Raw genomic sequence first — 20,315 nt, 5'->3', positions numbered from 1 at the left:
GCGGAGCTCATCACGCGCTCCTCCCACTGCAGGGCCCGTTCCCGCACGCGGCGGGGACAGGTCCGGGATGCGACGCTACCTGCACGTCGCGGCGGCGTCGACCGGGATCGGGGGTGATCCTGGTCGTACTCGCGCGGCCGGGCGGCCGCGCGCCGCTCAGATCTTGGCGACTCAGATCTTGGCGACCTGGTCGAACGCCAGCTCGACCGGGGTCTCGCGTCCGAAGATGGACACCAGGACCTGGAGCTTCTGGGACTCCGAGTGGATCTCGGAGATGGTGGCCGGCATGGTCTCGAAGGGACCGTCCATGACGGTGACGGACTCGCCGACCTGGAAATCGGGGACCTTCTGCGCGGCGGCGGCCTTGCCCGCACCGGCGCCCGAGGCCCGCTTCTTCTCCGGCAGGCCGACGGACGGCTCGAGCATGGAGAAGATCTCGTCGAAGCTCAGCGGCGTCGGGTCGGTCGCGTTGCCCACGAATCCGGTCACGCCGGGGGTGTCGCGCACGACTCGCCAGGACTCGGTGGTCAGATCCATGCGGACCAGCACGTACCCGGGCACGCGGACGCGGCGGACGATCTTCTTCTGGCCGTTCTTGACCTCGGTCGCATCCTCCATCGGGACCTGGGACTCGAAGATGTACTCCTCCATGTCCTGGGTCTCGGTGCGCGTGGCCAGCTGGGTCTTCACGCGGTTCTCGTGACCGGAGTAGGAGTGGATGACGTACCACTCGCCGGGGGCGGAGCGCAGGTGGCGCTTCAGCTGCACCAGCGGGTCCTCCTCCGCGGGCTCCTCGGCGGCGTCAGCGTCCTCACCCTCGGCGAACTCGCCCTCGGCGGCATCCTCGACCGCCTCCGCCTCGTCGGCGGTGCCCGCCTCGGAGTCCTCGGCGGCCGCGTCCTCCACGGCGGGCGCGGCCTCGTCGACCGGTGCGGCGGCGACCGCGGGCTCCTCGTCGTTCGTGGCGTCGTTCGTGCCCGCGGGCGCGTCGGCGCTCTGCGGCGCGGGGTCCACGGCGGAGGAGGAGAACGAGAGGGAGTCGTCGAGGTGCTCGTAGGACTCGTCGGGGGTAGAGGTCTGATCGCTCATCGGCGGGAACCTGCCTTCCTGGCGGCGTGGAACTGATCGGTCACGGTGCGGTGTGCGGGGCGGCGGGACGGCCCGCGGCTCACAGGTCGGGGACCGTGAAGGCGATCCTGGACAGCCAGCTGAACACGGCGTCGAGGCCGAAGATCAGCAGGATCATGAAGACGACGAACATCAGGACCGTGATCGAGTACAGGATCAGTTCCCGCCGCGTCGGGACGACGACCTTCCTCAGCTCCGCGATGACCTGGCGGATGAACAGACCGATCGCCAGGAACGGGTTCTTCGACCCGGAGCCCTGGGCGTCGGCACCGGTGGGCGTCGACGGGGCGTTCTGGCTGGAGTTCACTCTGGGCTGTCCGATCTCGTCGAGGTCATCCGCATCCGATCGGATGATCCCGACCGGACCGGCAGGGCAGACAGGGCTCGAACCTGCAACCTGCGGTTTTGGAGACCGCTGCGCTACCAATTGCGCCACTGCCCTTCATGAGGACCAGACCTCATGAGGTCATCTCCGCGCACCCTCGGGAGGACTCGCGATTCTGACCAGCGACCAGCATACAAGCCGCGGGGACCTCATGCGAATCGATCTGCGCCAGATCACAGGACGAGGAGACGCAGGCCACTCCCCCGCCGCTCTCCTCCCCCGTGGCCGGCGGGCGCCTCCGAGGTCCGTCCACCAGCGCGTCGGTCTGGCGGCGCGCGGCGGGCTCTGCCACGATAGTGGGGTGACCACCGACGATGCCAGCATCCCCGCGAACAGCCCGCAGTCCTCTCAGCACTCCTCCCCGCATGCCCGCATCTCGCAGCGGGTGGGGATGATCCAGCCCTCCGCGACGCTCGCGGTGGACGCCACGGCCAAGGCGCTCAAGGCCGCCGGCCGCCCCGTGATCGGCTTCGGCGCCGGCGAGCCCGACTTCCCCACCCCGGCGCACATCGTCGAGGCGGCGGTGGAGGCCGCGCAGGATCCGCGCAACCACCGCTACTCGGCCACCGGCGGCCTCCCGGAGCTCAAGCAGGCCCTGGCCGGGTCGTTCTCCGGCTCCACCGGCCTGGAGATCGATCCCGCGCAGGTTCTCGTGACCAACGGCGGCAAGCAGGCCGTCTTCCAGACCTTCGCGACCCTCCTGGACCCGGGTGACGAGGTCATCCTCCCCGCGCCCTACTGGACCACCTATCCCGAGGCGATCCGGCAGACCGGCGCCACCGAGGTGCCGGTGCTGGCCGGGGTCGAGCAGAACTACGTGCCCACCGTGGAGCAGCTCGAGGCGGCCCGCACCGATCGCACCCGCGCGCTGGTGCTGTGCTCCCCCTCGAACCCCACCGGCGTGGTGCTCACGCCCGAGCAGGTCGCCGAGATCGGTCGCTGGGCGCTCGAGCACGGGATCTGGGTGGTCACCGACGAGATCTACCAGTCGCTCACCTACGAGGGGATGCCGTTCACCTCGGTGCTGAAGGCGGTGCCGGAGCTGGCGGAGACCACGGTGCTGCTGGGCGGGGTGGCGAAGTCCTTCGCGATGACCGGCTGGCGCGTGGGCTGGATGGTGGGCCCGGTCGATGTCATCAAGGCGGCGACCAACCTGCAGTCCCACCTCACCTCGCATGTCAACAACATCGCGCAGCGGGCGGCGCTGGCCGCGCTGACCGGTCCGAAGGAGCCCGTCGAGGAGATGCGGGTGGCGTTCGACCGCCGGCGTCGGCTGATCGTCGAGAAGCTCTCCCAGGTGCCGGGCTTCACGGTCCCCACCCCCACCGGCGCGTTCTACGCCTTCCCGGACGTCTCCCAGGTGCTGGGCCGGACCCTCCGCGGCCGGGAGATCACCACCTCCACCGAGCTGGCCACCGTGATCCTCGAGGAGGCGGAGGTCGCCGCGGTGCCCGGTGAGGCCTTCGGCGCCCCGGGCCACCTGCGCTTCTCCTACGCCCTGGCCGACGACGACATCACCGACGGCATCGACCGGGTGATCGCGCTGCTGTCCGAGTGATGCTCCGCGCATGAGTGCGGTCGACGGCGCCCGCCGTGATCTCGCCTCGCTGCCGAAGGCGCACCTGCACCTGCACTTCACCGGGTCGATGCGCCCCGCCACGCTGTGGGAGCTGGCGGCGCAGCGGGGCATCCGGCTGCCGCGCTCCCTCACCGACGACGTCTCGCTGCAGGTCGAGCCGACGCGTCGCGGCTGGTTCCGCTTCCAGCGCCAGTACGACGCGGCGCGCGCCGTCGTCGATTCCGAGCAGGCGATGCGCCAGATCCTCCACGAGGCGGCGCTGGATGATGCGGCCGAGGGCTCGGGACGGCTCGAGCTGCAGGTGGATCCCACCAGCTATGCCCCGTTCGTGGGCGGGCTGACCCCGGCGATCGAGATCGTGCTGGACCAGGCCGCCCGCTCCGAGCAGGAGACCGGGGTGAGCATCGGGATGGTCATCGCCGCCTCCCGCACCCGCCATCCCCTGGACGCCCGCACGCTCGCCCGCCTGGCAGTGCGGCATGCGGGGCCGGTGGTCGGCTTCGGGCTCTCCAACGACGAGCGCCGCGGCACCACGGCCGAGTTCGCTCCGGCCTTCCGCATCGCGCGCGAGGCCGGGCTCCTGGCGGTCCCGCACGGCGGAGAGCTGCTGGGTCCCACCCATGTGCGGGACGTGGTGGAGCATCTGGGGCCGCACCGGCTGGGCCACGGGGTGCGGGCGGCCGAGGACCCGGCGCTGCTGGAGAGCGTGGTCTCCGCAGGGATCGGCCTCGAGGTGTGCCCGGCCTCCAACGCCTCGCTGGGGGTGGTGGAGCAGGCGGCCGACGTGCCGCTGCGGCGCCTCGTCGAGGCGGGCGCCCAGATCGCGCTGGGCGCCGATGACCCGCTGCTGTTCGGCGCGCGCCTGCTGGACCAGTACGAGACCGCGCGGGCGAGCGGCTTCGACGATGCCGAGCTGGCCGAGCTCGCCGCCTCCTCGATCAGGATCTCGGCCGCGCCCGACGCGGTGAAGGAGCGCCTGCTGGGCGGGGTGCGCCGCTGGCTCGCCGCCCCGGCTCCCGCCGACGGCGGTGCCAGCGCGCCGACGGCGGGACCTCAGCGGTCCTGACCGGCGCCCTCCGAGGGCAGGGCGAGGAAGAACTCCGGGGTCTCGAAGCCCTGGGCGGTGAAGTCCGCCGCGATCTCGGCGGCCACGGTCTGCGCCTGCGCGGCCTCGACCAGGGCGATGGTCGAGCCACCGAAGCCGCCGCCGGTCATCCGGGCGCCATGGGCGCCGGCCCGCCGGGCAGCCTCGACGGCGAGGTCGAGCGGGGGGACGGTCACCTCGTAGTCCTCGCGCAGGGAGTCGTGCGAGGCGTTCAGCAGCGCGCCGAGCTCCGCGACGTGCTCGCGCACGGTGCCGTCCGCGAGCAGTGAGTCGAACTCCCGGACCCGCTGGATCTCGGTGATCACGTGGCGCGCACGACGCCGCACCACCTCGTCGTCGATCCGGGCGAGCAGCTGGTCGAGCTGGGCGGGGTCGGCGTCGCGCAGGGTCGGCACGCCCAGAGCCGCGGCGGCGCGCTCGCTGTCGGCGCGGCGCGCGGTGTACTCGCCGTCGACGTGCGAGTGCTCGGCGCGGGTGTCCGTGATCAGCAGCGCGAGCCCCTGGGAGGCGAGGTCCCACGGCACCGGGCGGGTGGAGAAGTCGCGGCAGTCGAGGAAGAGCGCATGACCCTCCCGCGAGAGCACCGAGGCGGACTGGTCCAGGCCGCCCGTGGAGGCTCCCGCGAAGTCGGTCTCGGCGGTGATCGCGGCCCGCACCCGGTCCAGGGGCCCGGTGCCGAGGCTCAGCAGGTCCTCGATGGCCTCGGCGGCGGCGCACTCGAGCGCGGCGGAGCTGGAGAGCCCGGCGCCCAGCGGCACCTGACCGTCGATCATGATGTCCATGCCGCGGGTGGTCACGCCCGAGATGCGCGAGCTCAGCGCCCACAGCACCCCGGCCACGTAGGCGGGCCAGCCGGTGACGGTCTCCGGGGAGAGGGTTCGGGCGTCGATGTCCAGGACCGTCTCATCCTGGGCGGAGCGCAGGCGCAGACGATTGGTGGGCGTGCGCGCCGCCGCCGCGAAGCAGCGGTGGGAGATCGCCATCGGCAGGCACAGCCCGTCCTGGTAGTCGACGTGCTCACCGATGATGTTCACCCGGCCGGGCGCCGACCAGACCCCGTCGGGCGCATACCCGTAGGACTCCTCGAACAGCTGCGCGGCACGGTCCGCGGCCGCCGAGCGCTCGGGAGCTGCGGAGAGCTCCACCGAGGCCCGGTCGGTGCCGGGGGCGGCGCCCGCGGCAGCGACAGGGGCGGGGCGGGAAACGGGGCGGGTCATGGAGTTCCTTCCGGAGCGGTCTGTGGCCGGGACGCGACGGAAGCAGCCCCCGCCGGGCACGGCGTCCGAGAGTCTAACCGTCGTCTCGACAAGAGCACAGCACCGGCTCCCAGGGTCGACCGCTCCGGCGCTCCGTGTCAGGGCCGTACGGCGAGGCACGCCACCGAGGGGGCGGGGATCGGCTCCGCGGCGACGGTGAGCTCCTCTCCACGGCGCCGCAGCACATCGATGCGGTCCCCCTCCTGGGCGGCGACCAGCACCAGGTCGCCCAGCTGGGTGAAGTGGCGCGGGTGCGCACCCACCGCGACCTCGGTCACCAGCAGCGGACGCATCGCCGAGAGCGAGAGCAGCGAGACGGTGTCGGGCCCGCGATTGGCCACCACCAGTGCGGACTCGTCCGCGGTCAGCTCGAGGTGGGACGGGGCGTTGGCGCCGTCCCGACCGCTGGCGGGGATCATCGAGCGCACGCTCCACCGGTGCGCCGGGCCCTCCATCGCGGAGGGCAGCCCGCGCTGCGGGACGGTCCGGCTCCGGGCCGCCGTCGCGATCATGCCCGAGAGCTCGCAGGAGATGTGGAGCTGATCGGATTCGTGGTCCGCCACCAGGTGGCGGGGGCCGCTGCCGCGACTGAGCGGGATCTCCCCCGCGAGGTCGATCATCCCGGCGACGTCCTGGCGGTACAGCAGCACCCGGTCCAGTCCGAGGTCCGGGACGGCGAGCAGCGGGGTGCCCGGCAGCGCGACCACCTGGTGCGGGTGCGGGCCCCCCAGGCCGTGCTCCGTGCTGTTCTCGCCGCTGTCGCGGAGGTCCCGGTGGTCGTCCAGATCGATCTGCTCGATCGGGATCCCGGCCTCGTCCAGCCGCACGGTGGCCACCGTGCCCGCGCCGTACTGCGCGATGATCAGGGTGGAGGGCTCGGTGCCGCGGCTGAGGTGGCAGCCCCCGGTGCCGTCGACGGCGAGATCCCCGATGACCTCGGCCTCCCGACCGTCGGCCGAGACCCGCACGGCGACCACCAGGGTGGGATCACCCTCGAGCACCGCATGCAGCAGCGTCCCGTCCCGGCTCCAGAGCACGAAGGAGGGGTCGGGCAGGTCCACCTCCGCCAGACGCTCCACGGCCGGTGCGCCGGTGGCCGCGTCGATGGTCAGGCCCAGCAGCTCGATACCGGGCCCGCGACCGGTGCCGCTGCGGGAGTATCCGCCGGCGGCGATCAGTGCGGTGGTGGTCATGGTCACTCCTCGCGGTCGGGGCGCCGCCCGGTGCCGTCCTCGAGGTCCGAGGGCGGCTCGAGATCCTCGAGGAACGAGAGGTCGTCGAACATCGTGGAGGACAGCGCTGTCATCTCACCGGTCATCGTAGACGGCTCGATCACCGCCGCGCGGCGACGTCGCCGGATCCGGCCCGATCCCAGCGAGATCCGCCGCCGCCGCAGGGTGGTGAACGGTGAGGAGATCTCCGGGGTGTACGCGATCCCGCTGCGTCGGAAGTACGGCATCAGGCGCGAGGCCAGCAGCTGTCCCAGCACCACCCCGGCGGCGATCGCGACCGCGATCTCGGCCGCGCCCAGCATCTCCGCGACGCCGGCGCCGAGGTCGTCACCGACCCCCAGGAGCCCGCTGTAGATGCGGCTGCCCGGGACCAGCGGGATCACCCCGGCCATGACGAACGCGAGGGCGGGCGCCCGCAGCCGGTCCCCGAGGACGGTCGCCACCATCCCGGTGGCGAAGGCGGCGATGGCGGCGGCCACGGGGCGATCCAGCGACGCGCTGCTGAGCAGGTGGGCGATGATTCCGGAGCCGGAGGCCACCAGCGCGCCGAACAGCAGCAGCCGGGAGGGGACCTGGGTGCCGACGCCGTACCCGAGGCCCATGCCCAGGCCGGAGATCACCACCACGACCGCAGTGGTGAAGGTCAGCGGCATCGCGGCGCTGACGGAGACGTCGGCCCCGATCACGTCGGCCAGCAGCAGTCCCCCGCGCACCCCGGCGACCAGGCCCACGGTGAGCATCAGCGTCTCGAGCATGCGGCCCGCCGCGGTGACGTACCAGCCGGTGACGGCATCCTGGACCGCACTGATCGAGGAGAGGCCGGCCAGCTGCACGATGATGCAGGAGACGACGACGATCGAGGGACTGACGCTGTGGTCGATCAGGGCGACCAGCACGGCACCGCCCACCGCGACGAAGCCGCCCAGCACCTGGCTGTAGAACGGCGGGATGTTCCAGCGCGCCAGCAGCTCGCCGATCGCGATGAGCAGGCCTGCGGAGATCGTCGCGGCGATCACCACCAGACTGCCCGCACCGAAGAACAGCGCGGCGGCACCGCCCATCACGGCGAAGCCGGAGACCACCAGGGGGATCCGGTACCGCGGCTGGCGCTGCGGGATCGCAGCGGCCTGCCGACGCGCCTCGTCCAGCGGCAGCTCCCCGGAGAGATAGCCGTGGGAGACGTCCTCGAAGGCCGCCAGCCGGGCGAAGTCCTGCACCCGGTCGCTCGCGGAGCGCACCCTGGTGAAGGGGGTCGCGGACTCGTCCGCGAGATAGGAGATCGTCACCTCGTTGAACGTCACCTGGACGGAGACGTTGCGCAGACCGGAGGAGCTGGTCACCCGCAGCACGGTCGCTGTCACCTCGGAGGCGGCGGCACCGTTGGTGAGCAGTCCCTCGCCGATCCTCATGGCGAGGTCGAACACGGCATGGAGCCGGGTGGAATCGGTGGGCACGGATCGATCGTGCCACACCGGCCGGGGCCCGGAACACTCAGCGCGCCACCGCAGAGCGCACAGCGCGCGGCGCGGCGGCCGGGCGCGCGCTCAGAGGTTCGGCGAGGTGGAGAGCACGCCGAGGGAGATCGCGAGCACCAGCAGCACGGCGACGTCGAGGCCCCGGGAACGGACGGCCAGGGCGCCGACCGCTCTGACGGGCAGGACCGCCCGCAGCACGGCCAGGGTGCCCAGCAGCACGGCCAGCAGCAGCCCGGCCAGTGCGGCGGAGAACAGCACCCCGACCACGATGATCACGCCGAGCGCGCACAGGGCCAGGGTCAGCACCCCCTGGCGTCGCAGGGCCGCGGAGACGGTGAAGGGAGAACGTCGCTGCGGCACGCCGTCCATAGTACGGGCACCGCGGGGGCCTCCCCCAGCCGGTTCCCCGGTTAGGCTTGCCGTGGTCGGCAGCGCCGTCGACCTCAGAGCGACCTGGAGGACTCCTTCCCATGACCAGCCCCGGTTCGACGCCCGACCTCGCCACTCGCACGGAGCATGATCTGCTCGGCGACCGTGAGGTCCCCGCCGATGCCTATTACGGTGTGCAGACCCTGCGAGCGCAGGAGAACTTCCACATCACCGATGTCCCGGTGAGCCACTTCCCCCGCCTGATCGAGGCGCTCGCCCAGGTCAAGCGGGCCACGGCTCGGGCCAACCACGGTCTGGGGGCGCTCGACGACGAGCGCGCCGCCGCCATCGAGCAGGCCTGCGCGGAGATCGTCGACGGTGAGCTCCATGAGAACTTCGTGGTGGACGTGATCCAGGGCGGTGCCGGGACCAGCACCAACATGAACGCCAACGAGGTGATCGCCAACCGCGCGCTGGAGATCCTCGGCCATGAGAAGGGCGACTACCAGCACCTCCACCCCAACAATCACGTCAATCTGGCGCAGTCCACGAACGACGTGTATCCGACGTCGCTGCGGCTGGGGATCCTGCTGACCTTCCCGGCACTGGTGGAGTCGATGGATCACCTGATCACCACCCTGCGCGCCAAGGGCGCGGAGTACTCCCAGGTGCTGAAGATGGGCCGCACGCAGATGCAGGACGCGGTCCCGATGACGGTGGGTCAGGAGTTCAACGCCTGGGCCACCACCATCGAGGAGGACGTCGTGCGGCTCACCCGCACCGCCTCGGCGTTCCAGGAGATCAACCTCGGCGCGACCGCGATCGGCACCGGCATCACCACCGATCCCCGCTACGCGCAGCTCGCCACCAAGGAGCTCTCGGACCTGACCGGGATCGATTTCGTGGTCTCCGTCGATCTGGTCGAGGCCACCAGCGACACCGGTGCCTTCGTGACCTTCTCCGGGATCCTGCGCCGCATCGCGGTGAAGATCTCGAAGATCTGCAACGATCTGCGACTGCTGTCCTCGGGCCCCCGGGCCGGCTTCCACGAGATCAACCTCCCCGCGGTGCAGCCGGGCAGCTCGATCATGCCGGGCAAGGTGAACCCGGTGATCCCGGAGGTCGTCAACCAGGTCGCCTTCGAGGTGATCGGCAACGATCTCACCGTGGCCTTCGCGGCCGAGGGCGGGCAGCTGCAGCTGAACGCCTTCGAGCCGGTGATCGGTTTCAACATCCTCGAGTCCACGCGCATCATGACCCGCGCGATGAACACCCTCGCCGATCGCTGCATCGCCGGGATCACGCTCAACGAGGACGTCCTCGAGGACAACCTGCGCCGCTCGATCGGCGTGGTCACCGCGCTGGTGCCGGTGATCGGCTACGGCCCCGCGACGGATGTCGCGGCGACCGCCCTGGAGACCGGGCGTCCGGTCGCCGATCTCGTGCTGGAGCGGGGGCTGCTGGACCAGGCCCGGTTGACGTCGCTGCTGTCCCCGGCCTCGATGACCGCCCCGTATCGCGCCACCCCGACCGGCACCATGCCCGCTCTCTCCGAGGAGCAGATGGACTCCGGGGAGATCACGCGCCTGCCCGAGGATCCTGCGCAGAACCTCTGACCGCTCAGCACGACGCCGCGCTCCGTCCGGGACGGGGTGCGGCGTCGTGCTGTCCGCGGGGCGGGCACGGAGCCCGGCCCGAGGAGAGGCTCAGCTCACTCGTCGGCCTCCTCCATCTTGCCGCGCATCACCAGCTTGGGATCCGGCACGCCGACCACCTCGTGGTCCTTGTCGTCGTACTCGAACTGGGAGAGGAAGTAGCGCATGGCGTTCAGCCGGGCGCGCTTCTTGTCGTTGGAGCGGATGATCGTCCACGGTGCGTACTTCTTGTCCGTGCGGCGGAACATCTCCTCCTTGGCCTGCGTGTACGCCTCCCAGCGATCCAGGGACTCGAGGTCCATCGGGGACAGCTTCCAGCGCCGCACCGGATCCAGCTGACGGATCGCGAAGCGGGTGCGCTGCTCCTTCTGGGAGACGGAGAACCAGAACTTCGTCACGAAGATGCCGGAGTCCACGAGCATGCGCTCGAAGAAGGGCACCTGATTCATGAAGGTCTCGTACTCCTCGGGGGTCGCGAAGCCCATCACCCGCTCGACACCGGCCCGGTTGTACCAGGAGCGGTCGAACAGCACCATCTCGCCCTCGGTGGGCAGGTGCCGGATGTAGCGCTGGAAGTACCACTGCCCGCGCTCGCGGTCGCTGGGCTTGTTCAGCGCGACCACGCGGGCGGTGCGCGGGTTCAGGTGCTCGGTGAAGCGTTTGATGGTGCCGCCCTTGCCGGCCGCGTCCCGCCCCTCGAAGATGATGATCGACTTCTGGTCGTTGTCCTCGAGCCAGTACTGGTACTTCAGCAGTTCCACCTGCAGCTTGTACTTCTCCCGCTCGTACTCGTCCCGGTCCATGCGGGTGGAGTACGGATAGCCCTGCTGCCAGGTGTAGACCGGGTTGCCCTGCGGGTCGATGAGGTCCGGGTCCGGCGTATGACCGTCCTGGACCGAGTACCCCTCGTCGCGCAGATGCTCGATGTATTCGCGCAGGCTCTGGTTGTCAGGGATCTTCACGGTCGCTCCTTCGCACGCGGGGATGGACCAACTCTAGAGGTCCTGGATGACGGGACGGTGGACACCGGGGACTCCGGTGCCGGACCCGCGGTGCGCCCCGCCCCGTCAGCGGCGGGATCGGGGCGCACCGACCGACGGGTCGGGAGGCCGCGGCTCAGTGCGCGAAGTGCCGTGTCCCGGTGAGGTACATGGTCACGCCCGCGGCGCGGCAGGCCTCCAGCACCTCGTCGTCACGGATCGAACCGCCGGGCTGCACGATCGCGCGCACGCCCGCGTCCAGGAGGATCTGGGCTCCGTCGGCGAACGGGAAGAACGCATCCGAGGCGGCCACCGCGCCGCGAGCCCGTTCCGGGGCCTCCTCGGCCTCGCCGGGAGCGCCCAGGGTGTTGGCCCGCGTGACCGCCAGGCGGCACGAGTCCAGGCGGTTGACCTGGCCCATCCCGATGCCGACGGCCGCGGAGTCGTCCGCCAGCAGGATCGCGTTGGACTTCACCGCACGCACCGAGCGCCAGGCGAAGGCGAGGTCCGCCAGGGTCGCCTCATCGGCGGCCTCGCCCGCGGCGAGGGTCCACTGCGCGGGATCGTCGCCGTCGTCGGAGATCGTGTCGGGGTCCTGGATCAGCATCCCGCCCCAGATCTCGCGCAGCTCGGCGCCGCGGGAGTAGCGCCCGGGGAGGCGCAGGATCCGCAGGTTCTTCTTGGTGCGCAGCAGCTCGAGGGCCTCGTCCTCGAAGTCGGGCGCCAGGATGACTTCGGTGAACACGGGTTTGACCTGCTGGGCCATGGCGAGGGTGACCGTGCGGTTGGCGGCGATGACGCCGCCGTAGGCGGAGACCGGGTCGGTGCCGTGGGCGCGGGCGTGGGCGAGGGCGATGTCCTCGTCCTCACGGGCCACGGCGATGCCGCAGGGGTTGTTGTGCTTGACCACGGCGACGGCGGGGAGGGTGTGGTCGTGGGCGGCGCGCACGGCGGCATCGGCGTCGACGTAGTTGTTGTAGCTCATCTCCTTCCCGCCGAGCTGCTCGGCCCCGGCGAGGCCGGGGGCGGTCTCGTCGGTGACGGCCAGGCGCGCCCGCTGGTGCGGGTTCTCGCCGTAGCGGAGGGTGGCGGTGATGCCGAGCTCGGCGGCGTCGGCGTCGGAGAGGTCCAGGATGCTGACCTCCTGGTCGTCCTCGAGCTCGTCGTCCTCGAGCTCGTCCTCGGGTCCCGCGGCCTCCGCCTCGGCGGGACCGTCGAGCTGCTCGAGCATCCAGTCGCTGATCGCGTCGTCGTACTCCGCCGTGCGGGTGAACGCGATCGTCGCGAGCTGCTGGCGCTCGGCGAGGGTGAAGCCACCGGCCGCGGCGGCCTCGGCAGCGATCGCGTAGCCCTCCGGGTCGACGACCACGGCGAGGGAGGCGAAGTTCTTCGCCGCCGCGCGCACCATGGTGGGGCCGCCCACGTCGATCTTCTCGATGATCTCCTCGAAGCTGCCGCCTGCGGCGACGGTCTCGCTGAAGGGGTAGAGGTTCACGACCACCAGGTCGAAGGGGGCGATCTGGTGGGCCTTCAGCTGCTCCTGGTGGGCGGCCAGGCGCTGGTCGGCGAGGATCCCGCCGTGGATGCGCGGGTGGAGGGTCTTGACCCGGCCGTCGAGCATCTCGGGGAAGCCGGTGACGGTCTCCACGTCCGTGACCGCGATGCCGGCGTCACGGATCGTGCTGCCGGTGGAACCGGTGGAGACGATCTCGACCCCGTTCTCGGCGAGGGTGCGGGCCAGGTCGACGATGCCGGTCTTGTCGAAGACGGAGAGGAGGGCTCGGGTCAGGGGACGACGCTCTGCGGTGCTCACGTGGGGTGCTCCTGTTCGGATCTGCGTGCGGTGGGCACCCAGGCGGTCGATGCTCACTCGTGTCACTCCCCGGTGGTCCCCCACCTTCGCCAGTCGTGTGCAACCAGCATATCCGGGACCTGGCGGCGAGACCTCCTCAGGAGGCGGCGGCGAGACGCCGCACCACGTCCACCAGCAGCGGCTGCTCGACGGCCTTGATCCGTGCGTGGAGGGTCGCCTCGGTGTCCTCCTCGCGGACCTCGACCGCGGCCTGGGCGAGGATCCGCCCGGTGTCCACACCGGCATCGACCTCGATGACGCTGCAGCCGGTGATCCTCACCCCGTGGGCGAGGGCGTCCCGGACGCCGTGGGCGCCGGGGAAGGAGGGCAGCAGGGCAGGATGCGTGTTGACGATGCGACCGCCGAAGGCCTCCAGCAGCGCAGGGCCGACGAGCTTCATGAACCCGGCCAGCACCACCAGCTGCGGGCGATGGGCCGCGACCGCCTCGGCGAGGGCCGCGTCCCAGGCGGCCCGGTCGGCATGATCGGCCAGGGGCACCACCTCGGTGGGGAGGCCTGCGGCGCGGGCATGCTCGAGGCCGCTGGCGTCGCGATCGGCGAGCACCGCCACCACGGCATAGGGGCAGTCCTCGGCGCGCTCAGCGGCGAGGAGGGCGGCGAGGTTCGAGCCGGTGCCGGAGATGAGGACGACGACGGGGAAACGGGTCACCGCTCCAGCGTAGTCGGGCACAATGGACCCGATGAACAGCGACTCCCCCTCCGGCCCGTCCACGGACCGGGCAGCCCTCCGGTCACGACGACTGACCAGCGCCCTGACCCTGGCGATGCTGGCCTCCTGGCTGCTGATGCTCTCGCCGCTGCCCTACTCGCTGCTGTCCGGACTCGCCGGGCTGGTCGCCCTGGTCCTGCTGATCCTGCTGATCGTGCGGGCGTTCCGGGAGCGACGCTTCACGATGGCGGCGTTCGGCATCCTGCTCGGGGTGCCGGCCATGCTCCTGATCATCGGCGGGGCGGCGCTCGATCTCGCGTTCTACGGCCCGATGGCCGAGCTCGAGCAGTGCCGCTCCACCGCCATCACCGAGCAGGCCCGGACCGGGTGCACCTCGGCGGCGGAGGGCTCGATGGCCGACTGGGTCAGCGGTCTGTTCGGCGGCTGAGCCGGTTCCTCCGCCGCGCGGGGTCCGCGGGGGGTGCCTGCTCCTCGGCCGGGGCGTCCTCGGCCCGGTCCCGGTCCGGCTCGGCCGTCGGCAGCGCCCAGGCATCGACGTCGGGGTCCTCGTCCTCGGGGTCCTCGGGCTCGACGACGGACTGCACCGGGGCGTGACGCCGGGCGAAGCGCGCCAGCAGCGCGCTGCGTGCGGCTTCCGGGTCGTGCTCGTCGGCCCCGTCGTGCGCGCTGGGCGTCCCCCCGTCGTCATGCTCGCTGCGCTCGGCCGCCTCGACCCGTGCCCGTACGGAGCCGAGCGTGCTGCGGGTCCAGGGGATCAGCGGGGTCACCAGCACCCCGAGCACGAGCGCGGTGCTCGCCACGACGATGACGATCAGCGGCAGCGCCAGCGTGCTCATCTGCGGCCCCAGGTGCACCAGGCGGCCGTCCCCGATCCCGCCGGTGGACAGGCCGGCCAGCAGCAGGCACACGACGATCACGGAGAGCGGGTAGGCCGCCCAGGCGGTGATCTGCTCGCGCCGCTCGAGGTGGGCGACGTCCTGCACCAGCCGCACCGCGCCCAGCGCGACCGGGATCGCGGGCAGGATCATCAGCAGCCAGAGCGCGGCCGGGAAGTCCCCGGGGTCGGGGAGGGCGCCCAGCATCGGCAGCGCCGGGAGCACTCCGGTCTCGGCGCCGTCCAGCGAGATGCCGGTGGAGGTCCCCACCCCGACGGTGCCGCCGAGCAGCACCGTGAGCGCCCACACCGCCACCAGCGGGAGCAGGGCCAGCTGGATCAGGGTGAGCACGGTCCCGCCGACGATGCCGGGGGCGAGCCCCTCGAACAGCGCCGCCTGGGCGGGGACGGACAGCAGCAGCAGCACCACCACCAGCGCCATGCCGAGCCCGCACAATCCGGTCACCGCCAGCAGCACTGCCCGGGCGACGTCCCCATAGGGAGCGGGCAGCAGCTCGAGCACCCGCACCCCGGGCACGGTATCCGTCGGCTCCCGCCGCAGCGACCACAGCATGCCCAGGAGCCCGCCGGCCACCGCGACCATCAGCCCGGAGACCACCGCCGAGGTGAGCATGGGCGAGGTGTCCACGCTGCGGCCGATGCCGGCCAGCACGGCCAGCCCGACCGCGTACACCAGCGCATACATGCCCAGTGCGGAGCCGGCGTCGCGCAGCGCGCCGGTGCGCAGCACACCGTCGTCCCGCACGGGCCGCAGCGCTCGGCCCACTCGACGCATCGACAGCGCCGAGAGCAGCAGCAGCAGGATCAGCAGGCCGAAGGGGGTCATGGTCACGGGTCCGTCGATCACCCCGGTGTCCACCATGACGCCGCCGCCGTGGCCGAGCACGAGGATGCTCAGGCCGATCAGGATCGCGTCCAGCGCGGTCGCGCTCGAGGCGGTGCCGGCGACCTGGGCGGCGAGCGCGGGCACGACCACCACGGCCAGCGCGATGCCGAGCGAGGACAGAGCCCCGAGCACGCCCCGGACCAGGGGCGTCGCGATGCTGTCGACTGTGCTGCTCACGCGCGTGCTCCTAGGGGAAGAGTCTCGATGGGACGCGGAACCGGGGCGGCGCGTCCCGAGGGGCCGGGTCGCCGGTCCATGGTCGCACCTTCGCACCGCTCTCCTGCGCATCTGCGGCCGGGACACGGGTCACGCCCACGCGCCTCCAGGTGCCGCATAATGGCACGGATGTCTGCCTCCATCCTGCCCTCCGACGCCGCCGACGAGCCCCCGGTGGTCCTGCACGTCCGCACCCAGCGCATCGAGGAGGCGGTGGACCTGCTCGGGCACGTGCCCGCCGCGGTCAGCGGTGCGTGGCTGCGCCACGGGCAGGGGATGGTGGCGCTCGGGGAGGCATGGTCGGTGCGGGCCGACGGGCCGCACCGCTTCGCGGCCACCGGCGCCGCCTTCCGCGCCCTGGCCGCCCGCGCCCGCGTCGACGACGAGGTGCGGGTGCGCACCAGCGGTCTGATCGCGCTGGGCAGCTTCTCCTATGCCGACTCCTCGCCGCGCCCCTCGACGCTGATGGTGCCGCGGGCCCTGCTGGGCGTGCACGACGGCGAATCCTTCCTCACCGTGGTCGGGGTCGACGAGGAGCCGCTCCTGCCCACCAGCTGGCGGGACCTGTTCCCCTCCTCCCCGCTGCCCGCCGATGCCGTGGAGCCGCTCGAGGTCGAGGCCGATCACACGCCGGACGAGTACCAGGCCCTGGTGCAGGAGGCGGTCGCGCAGATCCGGGACGGTCACGCCGAGAAGGTCGTCCTCTCCGAGCGCACCGCGGTGCGCACCCCCGACCCGCTCTCCCCCGCCGTGATGCTCACCCGGCTGGCCCGTGCCTACCCCAGCACCTGGGTGTATCACCTGGAGGACGTGGTCGGTGCGAGCCCGGAGATGCTCGCCCAGACCGAGGACGGTCGGGTCTTCTCCCGGGTGCTGGCGGGCTCGCGCCCGGTGGCCGACGACGGGGAGCTGGACGAGGTGGATCGGCGCGCCTTCCGCAGCGACTCCAAGGAGCTGTCCGAGCATGCCTTCGCCGTGGACTCGGTGGTCGAGCGGCTGGCGGGCCTGGCCGCAGAGCTCGAGGTCTCCCCCGAGCCGTTCGTGCTGCGCCTGCCGGGTCTGGAGCATCTGGCCTCGGATGTCTCGGCGCGTCTGCGCAGCGGCACCACCAGCCTCGACGTCGCCTCGCGACTGCATCCCTCGGCCGCCGTCTCGGGCACGCCGCGGGAGCGGGCCGACGAGATCATCGCGCGTCTGGAGCCGCACGATCGCGGCGGCTACGCCTCACCGGTGGGATGGATGGATGCCGACGGGGACGGGCAGTGGGCGATCGCGCTGCGGATGGCGCACCTGGTCGCTGAGCGGACGGTCGTGCTGCAGGCCGGGGGCGGTCTGGTGGCCGCCTCGGATCCGGTCTCGGAGCATGCCGAGGCCCTCGCGAAGTGCCGGCCGATGCTGCGGGCGCTGCGCGGGGAGCACGGCGCCTGAGTCCTCACGGCGCCCTGCTCGACCGGGCCGGCGGCGCTCCAGCCTCAGGAGGAGCGCACGCCGAGAGTGATCTCGACGCTCTGCAGGGCACCGTCGCGCACCACCTCGAACTGGTGGGTGGAGCCGATCTCCAGTCCGCGCACCACCCCGGTCAGTGCCGCCGCCCCGCCGACGGGAGTGTCGTCGACGCCGATGATGAGATCACCCTTCTTCAGCGATGAGTCGGCGGCCGGGCTGTCCGGCTCGATGCTGATCACCTCGGCGCCGCTGTAGGTGGCCGCGCCGTCCGAGGCGGTGCCGTTGGTGCTGGTCACTCCCACGAAGGCATGCTCGGCGGTGCCGTCCTCCTGGAGCTGCTCGGCGATCATCGTGGCGGTGCTCGCCGGGATCGCGAAGCCGAGGCCGATGCTTCCGGCCTGGCCGGAGGCATTGGGGATGCTGGCGATCGCGGTGTTGATGCCGATCACCTGACCGGCCGCGTCCACCAACGGGCCGCCGGAGTTGCCGGGATTGATGGCGGCGTCGGTCTGCAGCGCCGAGGTGTAGGTGGCCTCCGCACCGTCGCCCTGCTCGCCGGAGGCGGTGACCGGCCGGTCCACGGCGGAGATGATGCCGGTGGTGACGGTGTTCTCGAGTCCCAGCGGGGTGCCGAGCGCCATCACCGGCTGGCCCACCTCGACCGTCGAGGAGTCCGCGAAGGTGGCGGGCTGCAGACCCTCCGGCGGCGATTCCATACGGATCACCGCGAGGTCCGTGGTGGGGTCGGTGCCGACGACGGAGGCCGGATAGCTGAGGCCGTCGCTGGTGCTGACCTGGATCTCCTGGGCGCCCTCGACGACGTGGTTGTTGGTGAGGATGGCGCCGTTGTCATCGAGGATCACCCCGGTGCCCTGGGCGGTGCCCGCCGAGGTGGCGACCTTGATCGCGACGGTGCTCGGGGAGACCTGATCGGCGACCGCGGCCCAGTTCGGGGCCTCCCCGGTGATCGCCGCCGCCGGCTGCGCCGCGGAGGTGGAGCCGGTCCCGGGCTGCGTCGAGACCTCCGGGTCCGGGTCCAGGAACTGGTCGTAGACGACGACGCCGCCGAGGGTCGCGCCGCTGGAGAGCATCATGCCGAGGACCACCAGGGCGCCGACCCCGCCCCAGCCGGGGCCGCGGCGGGGCGCGGCGGGGGGCGCGGTCGCCGGTGCGGGGGAGGTCCCGGCCGCGGGGGTCTGTGCGGCCGGGAACGGGGGCGGCGGGGTCGCAGCACCGTGGGCCGCGGTCGGTGTCGGTCCCGGGTGGTCGTGCCTCCGGGCGTCGCCGCTCGGGGTGTCATACCCCCAGGCGCCATCCCGGGGGGCGTCGTGGTCCGGCGCGTCGTGCCCGGGGGCGCTGCGGTCGGAGCTGCCGTACGGGTTCTCCTGCGGGCTGTGTGCGTCCTTCATGGGATCCATACCAGCACTCCTGTTCAAGAGTTCGTCGAATCTTCGCTGGACGTCGGCTGGACGACCAGCACGCGGAGACGGTCGGCAGGCACCGCGAGAGCCTCGGGGAGCAGTGCGGTCGTGACGCGGTGGGCCTCGGCCCCGAGGGCGGCCGCGGCCGCAGCGATGTCGGCACCGTGCGGAGTGGTGAAGAAGCGTCGCAGCAGGCCAGGGGGTGCGGCGGCATGCTCGAGCCCGGAGAAGATGCGACCGCCGCCATCGTCGACCACGACCACGTCCAGCACGGGGCGCTGCTCCTCCGGGCCGATCAGCAGGCCGGTGAGGTCGTGCAGGGCGGTGAGATCACCCACCAGCAGCCGGGCCCGGCCGGGCGCACCGTCCGCGCCGTCGGCGACCGCCGCCTCGCGCGCCAGGGCGATCCCGCCGGCCATCGCGGTGGTGCCGTCGATCCCGGCCAGGCCCCGGTTCGCGATGACCCGGGCGGCGGTGGGGCCGGCGTGCTGCTCGAGGTCGCGCACCAGGCTGGAGGAGCCGAGCACCAGCACATCGCCCGCGCCGGAGGACTCCCAGACGGCGAGCGCGGCACGCTGCTGCCAGCTGCTGGGCAGGGCCTCCGCGGCGGTCGCGGCTGCAGCGCGCCAGGCGGTGAGGTGCGTCCGCCGCTCCTGCGCGGGAACGGGCGTCTGCTCCTGGCCGACGGCGGTGGGGACCACGAGGCTCGCGCGGCGAGCGACATCGGCCCAGTCCAGCTGCCGATCGACCACGATCACCTCGACGTCCTCGGCACCCAGCAGGGCACCGACGACGGGACGGGAGAGGGTGGGGCGGCCGAGCACGATCGCCCGCTGCGGGCGCAGCGGATGGCCCGGCTCCGCCATCACCTCGCGCAACAGGGCGGGGTATCCGGGGATCAGGGTCTCGCCGTGGCGGGCACCGGAGCTGGGCTCGGCCAGCAGCGGCAGTCCGTGGTGGGCGGCGAGCTCGGCGGCGGCGGGTCCCGCGCCGTCCCCGGCGACCACCACGGTGCGCCCGTCCACCGGCACCGGCTGCGGCGGTGGGGGCGGTGAGCCGACCCGCCGGGTGAGCACGATCCGCTGCCGGGAGGTGCTCACGGGCTCCGCAGCGGTCTCCGTCGTCGGGCGCGGCACCAGCGGGTCGCGGAAGGAGAGGTTCAGGTGGACCGGGCCGGGATGCTCCCCGGTGGTCGCGGCCAGCGCCCGCGCCGCGGTGGAGACCGCGGTGCGCAGCTCGAGCGGGGTGGCTGCTCGGGCGGTGGGGGCGGGCAGGTCCACGGCCAGGCGCGCCAGGGACCGGAACATGCCGGCCTGGCGGGTGGTCTGGTTCGCGCCCACCTCGCGCAGCTCCGCAGGCCGATCCGCGGTGAGGACCAGCAGCGGGATCCGCGAGTGGTGGGCCTCCATCACCGCGGCGTGCAGGTGCGCGGTGGCGGTGCCGGAGGTGGTGACGACGGCGGCGGGACGGGCGGGATCGTGACGGCTCAGCCCCAGCGCGGTGAAGGCCGCGGCCCGCTCGTCGATGCGCACATGGGCGCGGATCCGCTCCCCCACCTCCTCGGCGGCCAGGGCGTACACCAGCGGCGCGGAGCGGGAGCCGGGTGCGAGGACCGCGTCCCGCAGCCCGAGCGCGGCCAGGGCGCTCCACAGCGCGACGGACTGGTCGACCGCGCCGGAGCCCGTGGGGCGGGGGGCCTGGATCCAGGCCGGCGGGATGATCGGGGCGGTTCGCTCATGCACCC

Annotated in this window: 17 protein-coding genes, 1 tRNA gene and 1 riboswitch; of the genes, 5 read left to right on the top strand and 13 right to left on the bottom strand. The window is 72.5% G+C overall.

Annotated elements, in window-relative coordinates; all coding sequences use genetic code 11:
• Positions 1 to 171 precede the first annotated feature (171 nt).
• The 3 genes from nusG to CFK38_RS06770 form a co-directional block, all read right to left on the bottom strand.
• Complete coding sequence (gene nusG / locus CFK38_RS06780; RefSeq protein WP_096802396.1) at positions 172 to 1,089, bottom strand: transcription termination/antitermination protein NusG; 918 nt, start codon at positions 1,087 to 1,089, stop codon at positions 172 to 174.
• Positions 1,090 to 1,168: 79 nt separating this feature from the next.
• Positions 1,169 to 1,435, bottom strand: a complete 267-nt coding sequence (secE, locus tag CFK38_RS06775) for a preprotein translocase subunit SecE (RefSeq protein WP_096802395.1) — start codon at positions 1,433 to 1,435, stop codon at positions 1,169 to 1,171.
• Positions 1,436 to 1,497: 62 nt separating this feature from the next.
• Positions 1,498 to 1,570: transfer RNA gene (locus CFK38_RS06770), tRNA-Trp, on the bottom strand.
• A 244-nt stretch (positions 1,571 to 1,814) separates the two neighbouring features.
• Between CFK38_RS06770 and CFK38_RS06765 the strand changes: the two genes are divergently transcribed.
• Together CFK38_RS06765 and CFK38_RS06760 are read left to right on the top strand one after the other, a co-directional pair.
• Positions 1,815 to 3,071 (top strand): pyridoxal phosphate-dependent aminotransferase, encoded by a 1,257-nt coding sequence (locus CFK38_RS06765; RefSeq protein WP_096802394.1) that lies wholly within the window; start codon positions 1,815 to 1,817, stop codon positions 3,069 to 3,071.
• 10 nt (positions 3,072 to 3,081) lie between these two features.
• Positions 3,082 to 4,158, top strand: coding sequence for an adenosine deaminase (locus CFK38_RS06760; RefSeq protein WP_096802393.1), 1,077 nt, complete (start codon positions 3,082 to 3,084; stop codon positions 4,156 to 4,158).
• On the opposite strand, the gene galK is transcribed toward CFK38_RS06760, so the two are convergent.
• From galK to CFK38_RS06740, 4 genes are all read right to left on the bottom strand, one after another.
• The gene (gene galK / locus CFK38_RS06755) at positions 4,146 to 5,414 is read right to left on the bottom strand and encodes a galactokinase (RefSeq protein ID WP_096802392.1); all 1,269 of its coding nucleotides are present in this window, start codon (positions 5,412 to 5,414) and stop codon (positions 4,146 to 4,148) included. The two genes, CFK38_RS06760 and galK, sit on opposite strands and share 13 nt — an antisense overlap.
• Before the next feature lie 137 nt (positions 5,415 to 5,551).
• Positions 5,552 to 6,646, bottom strand: a complete 1,095-nt coding sequence (locus CFK38_RS06750) for a lactonase family protein (protein WP_096802391.1) — start codon at positions 6,644 to 6,646, stop codon at positions 5,552 to 5,554.
• A 2-nt stretch (positions 6,647 to 6,648) separates the two neighbouring features.
• Positions 6,649 to 8,139 carry a threonine/serine exporter family protein gene (locus tag CFK38_RS06745; RefSeq protein WP_096802390.1) on the bottom strand — a complete coding sequence of 497 codons (1,491 nt, stop codon included), beginning with the start codon at positions 8,137 to 8,139 and terminating at the stop codon, positions 6,649 to 6,651.
• A 90-nt stretch (positions 8,140 to 8,229) separates the two neighbouring features.
• Complete coding sequence (locus CFK38_RS06740; protein WP_096804251.1) at positions 8,230 to 8,520, bottom strand: DUF3017 domain-containing protein; 291 nt, start codon at positions 8,518 to 8,520, stop codon at positions 8,230 to 8,232.
• A gap of 110 nt (positions 8,521 to 8,630) precedes the next feature.
• Between CFK38_RS06740 and CFK38_RS06735 the strand changes: the two genes are divergently transcribed.
• Positions 8,631 to 10,145 (top strand): aspartate ammonia-lyase, encoded by a 1,515-nt coding sequence (locus CFK38_RS06735; RefSeq protein ID WP_096802389.1) that lies wholly within the window; start codon positions 8,631 to 8,633, stop codon positions 10,143 to 10,145.
• Positions 10,146 to 10,240: 95 nt separating this feature from the next.
• On the opposite strand, the gene ppk2 is transcribed toward CFK38_RS06735, so the two are convergent.
• From ppk2 to purN, 3 genes are all read right to left on the bottom strand, one after another.
• Positions 10,241 to 11,146, bottom strand: a complete 906-nt coding sequence (ppk2, locus tag CFK38_RS06730; RefSeq protein ID WP_096802388.1) for a polyphosphate kinase 2 — start codon at positions 11,144 to 11,146, stop codon at positions 10,241 to 10,243.
• 154 nt (positions 11,147 to 11,300) lie between these two features.
• Positions 11,301 to 12,977, bottom strand: coding sequence for a bifunctional phosphoribosylaminoimidazolecarboxamide formyltransferase/IMP cyclohydrolase (purH, locus tag CFK38_RS06725; RefSeq protein ID WP_096802387.1), 1,677 nt, complete (start codon positions 12,975 to 12,977; stop codon positions 11,301 to 11,303).
• A 29-nt stretch (positions 12,978 to 13,006) separates the two neighbouring features.
• Positions 13,007 to 13,084, bottom strand: a riboswitch (ZMP/ZTP riboswitch).
• Positions 13,085 to 13,113: 29 nt separating this feature from the next.
• Positions 13,114 to 13,686: a phosphoribosylglycinamide formyltransferase gene (purN, locus tag CFK38_RS06720; protein ID WP_157773395.1), complete on the bottom strand. Its 573-nt coding sequence runs from the start codon at positions 13,684 to 13,686 to the stop codon at positions 13,114 to 13,116.
• Between the two features lie 31 nt (positions 13,687 to 13,717).
• On the opposite strand from purN, the gene CFK38_RS06715 reads away from it, so the two are divergent.
• Complete coding sequence (locus CFK38_RS06715) at positions 13,718 to 14,134, top strand: hypothetical protein (protein ID WP_245851251.1); 417 nt, start codon at positions 13,718 to 13,720, stop codon at positions 14,132 to 14,134.
• Here CFK38_RS06715 and CFK38_RS06710 read toward each other — a convergent pair.
• On the bottom strand, positions 14,112 to 15,665 hold the full coding sequence (locus CFK38_RS06710; protein ID WP_157773394.1) for a cell division protein PerM: 1,554 nt from the start codon (positions 15,663 to 15,665) through the stop codon (positions 14,112 to 14,114). The genes CFK38_RS06715 and CFK38_RS06710 overlap by 23 nt on opposite strands.
• 168 nt (positions 15,666 to 15,833) lie before the next feature.
• On the opposite strand from CFK38_RS06710, the gene CFK38_RS06705 reads away from it, so the two are divergent.
• Complete coding sequence (locus CFK38_RS06705; RefSeq protein WP_245851250.1) at positions 15,834 to 17,132, top strand: isochorismate synthase; 1,299 nt, start codon at positions 15,834 to 15,836, stop codon at positions 17,130 to 17,132.
• A gap of 44 nt (positions 17,133 to 17,176) precedes the next feature.
• On the opposite strand, the gene CFK38_RS06700 is transcribed toward CFK38_RS06705, so the two are convergent.
• On the bottom strand, positions 17,177 to 18,568 hold the full coding sequence (locus CFK38_RS06700; RefSeq protein WP_096802384.1) for a S1C family serine protease: 1,392 nt from the start codon (positions 18,566 to 18,568) through the stop codon (positions 17,177 to 17,179).
• 14 nt (positions 18,569 to 18,582) lie between these two features.
• Positions 18,583 to 20,313 (bottom strand): 2-succinyl-5-enolpyruvyl-6-hydroxy-3-cyclohexene-1-carboxylic-acid synthase, encoded by a 1,731-nt coding sequence (gene menD, locus CFK38_RS06695; protein ID WP_096802383.1) that lies wholly within the window; start codon positions 20,311 to 20,313, stop codon positions 18,583 to 18,585.
• Positions 20,314 to 20,315 lie beyond the last annotated feature (2 nt).

Source organism: Brachybacterium vulturis (assembly GCF_002407185.1).
Taxonomy (GTDB): Bacteria; Actinomycetota; Actinomycetes; order Actinomycetales; family Dermabacteraceae; genus Brachybacterium; species Brachybacterium vulturis.
This window is presented reverse-complemented; position numbering and strand designations above follow the sequence as displayed.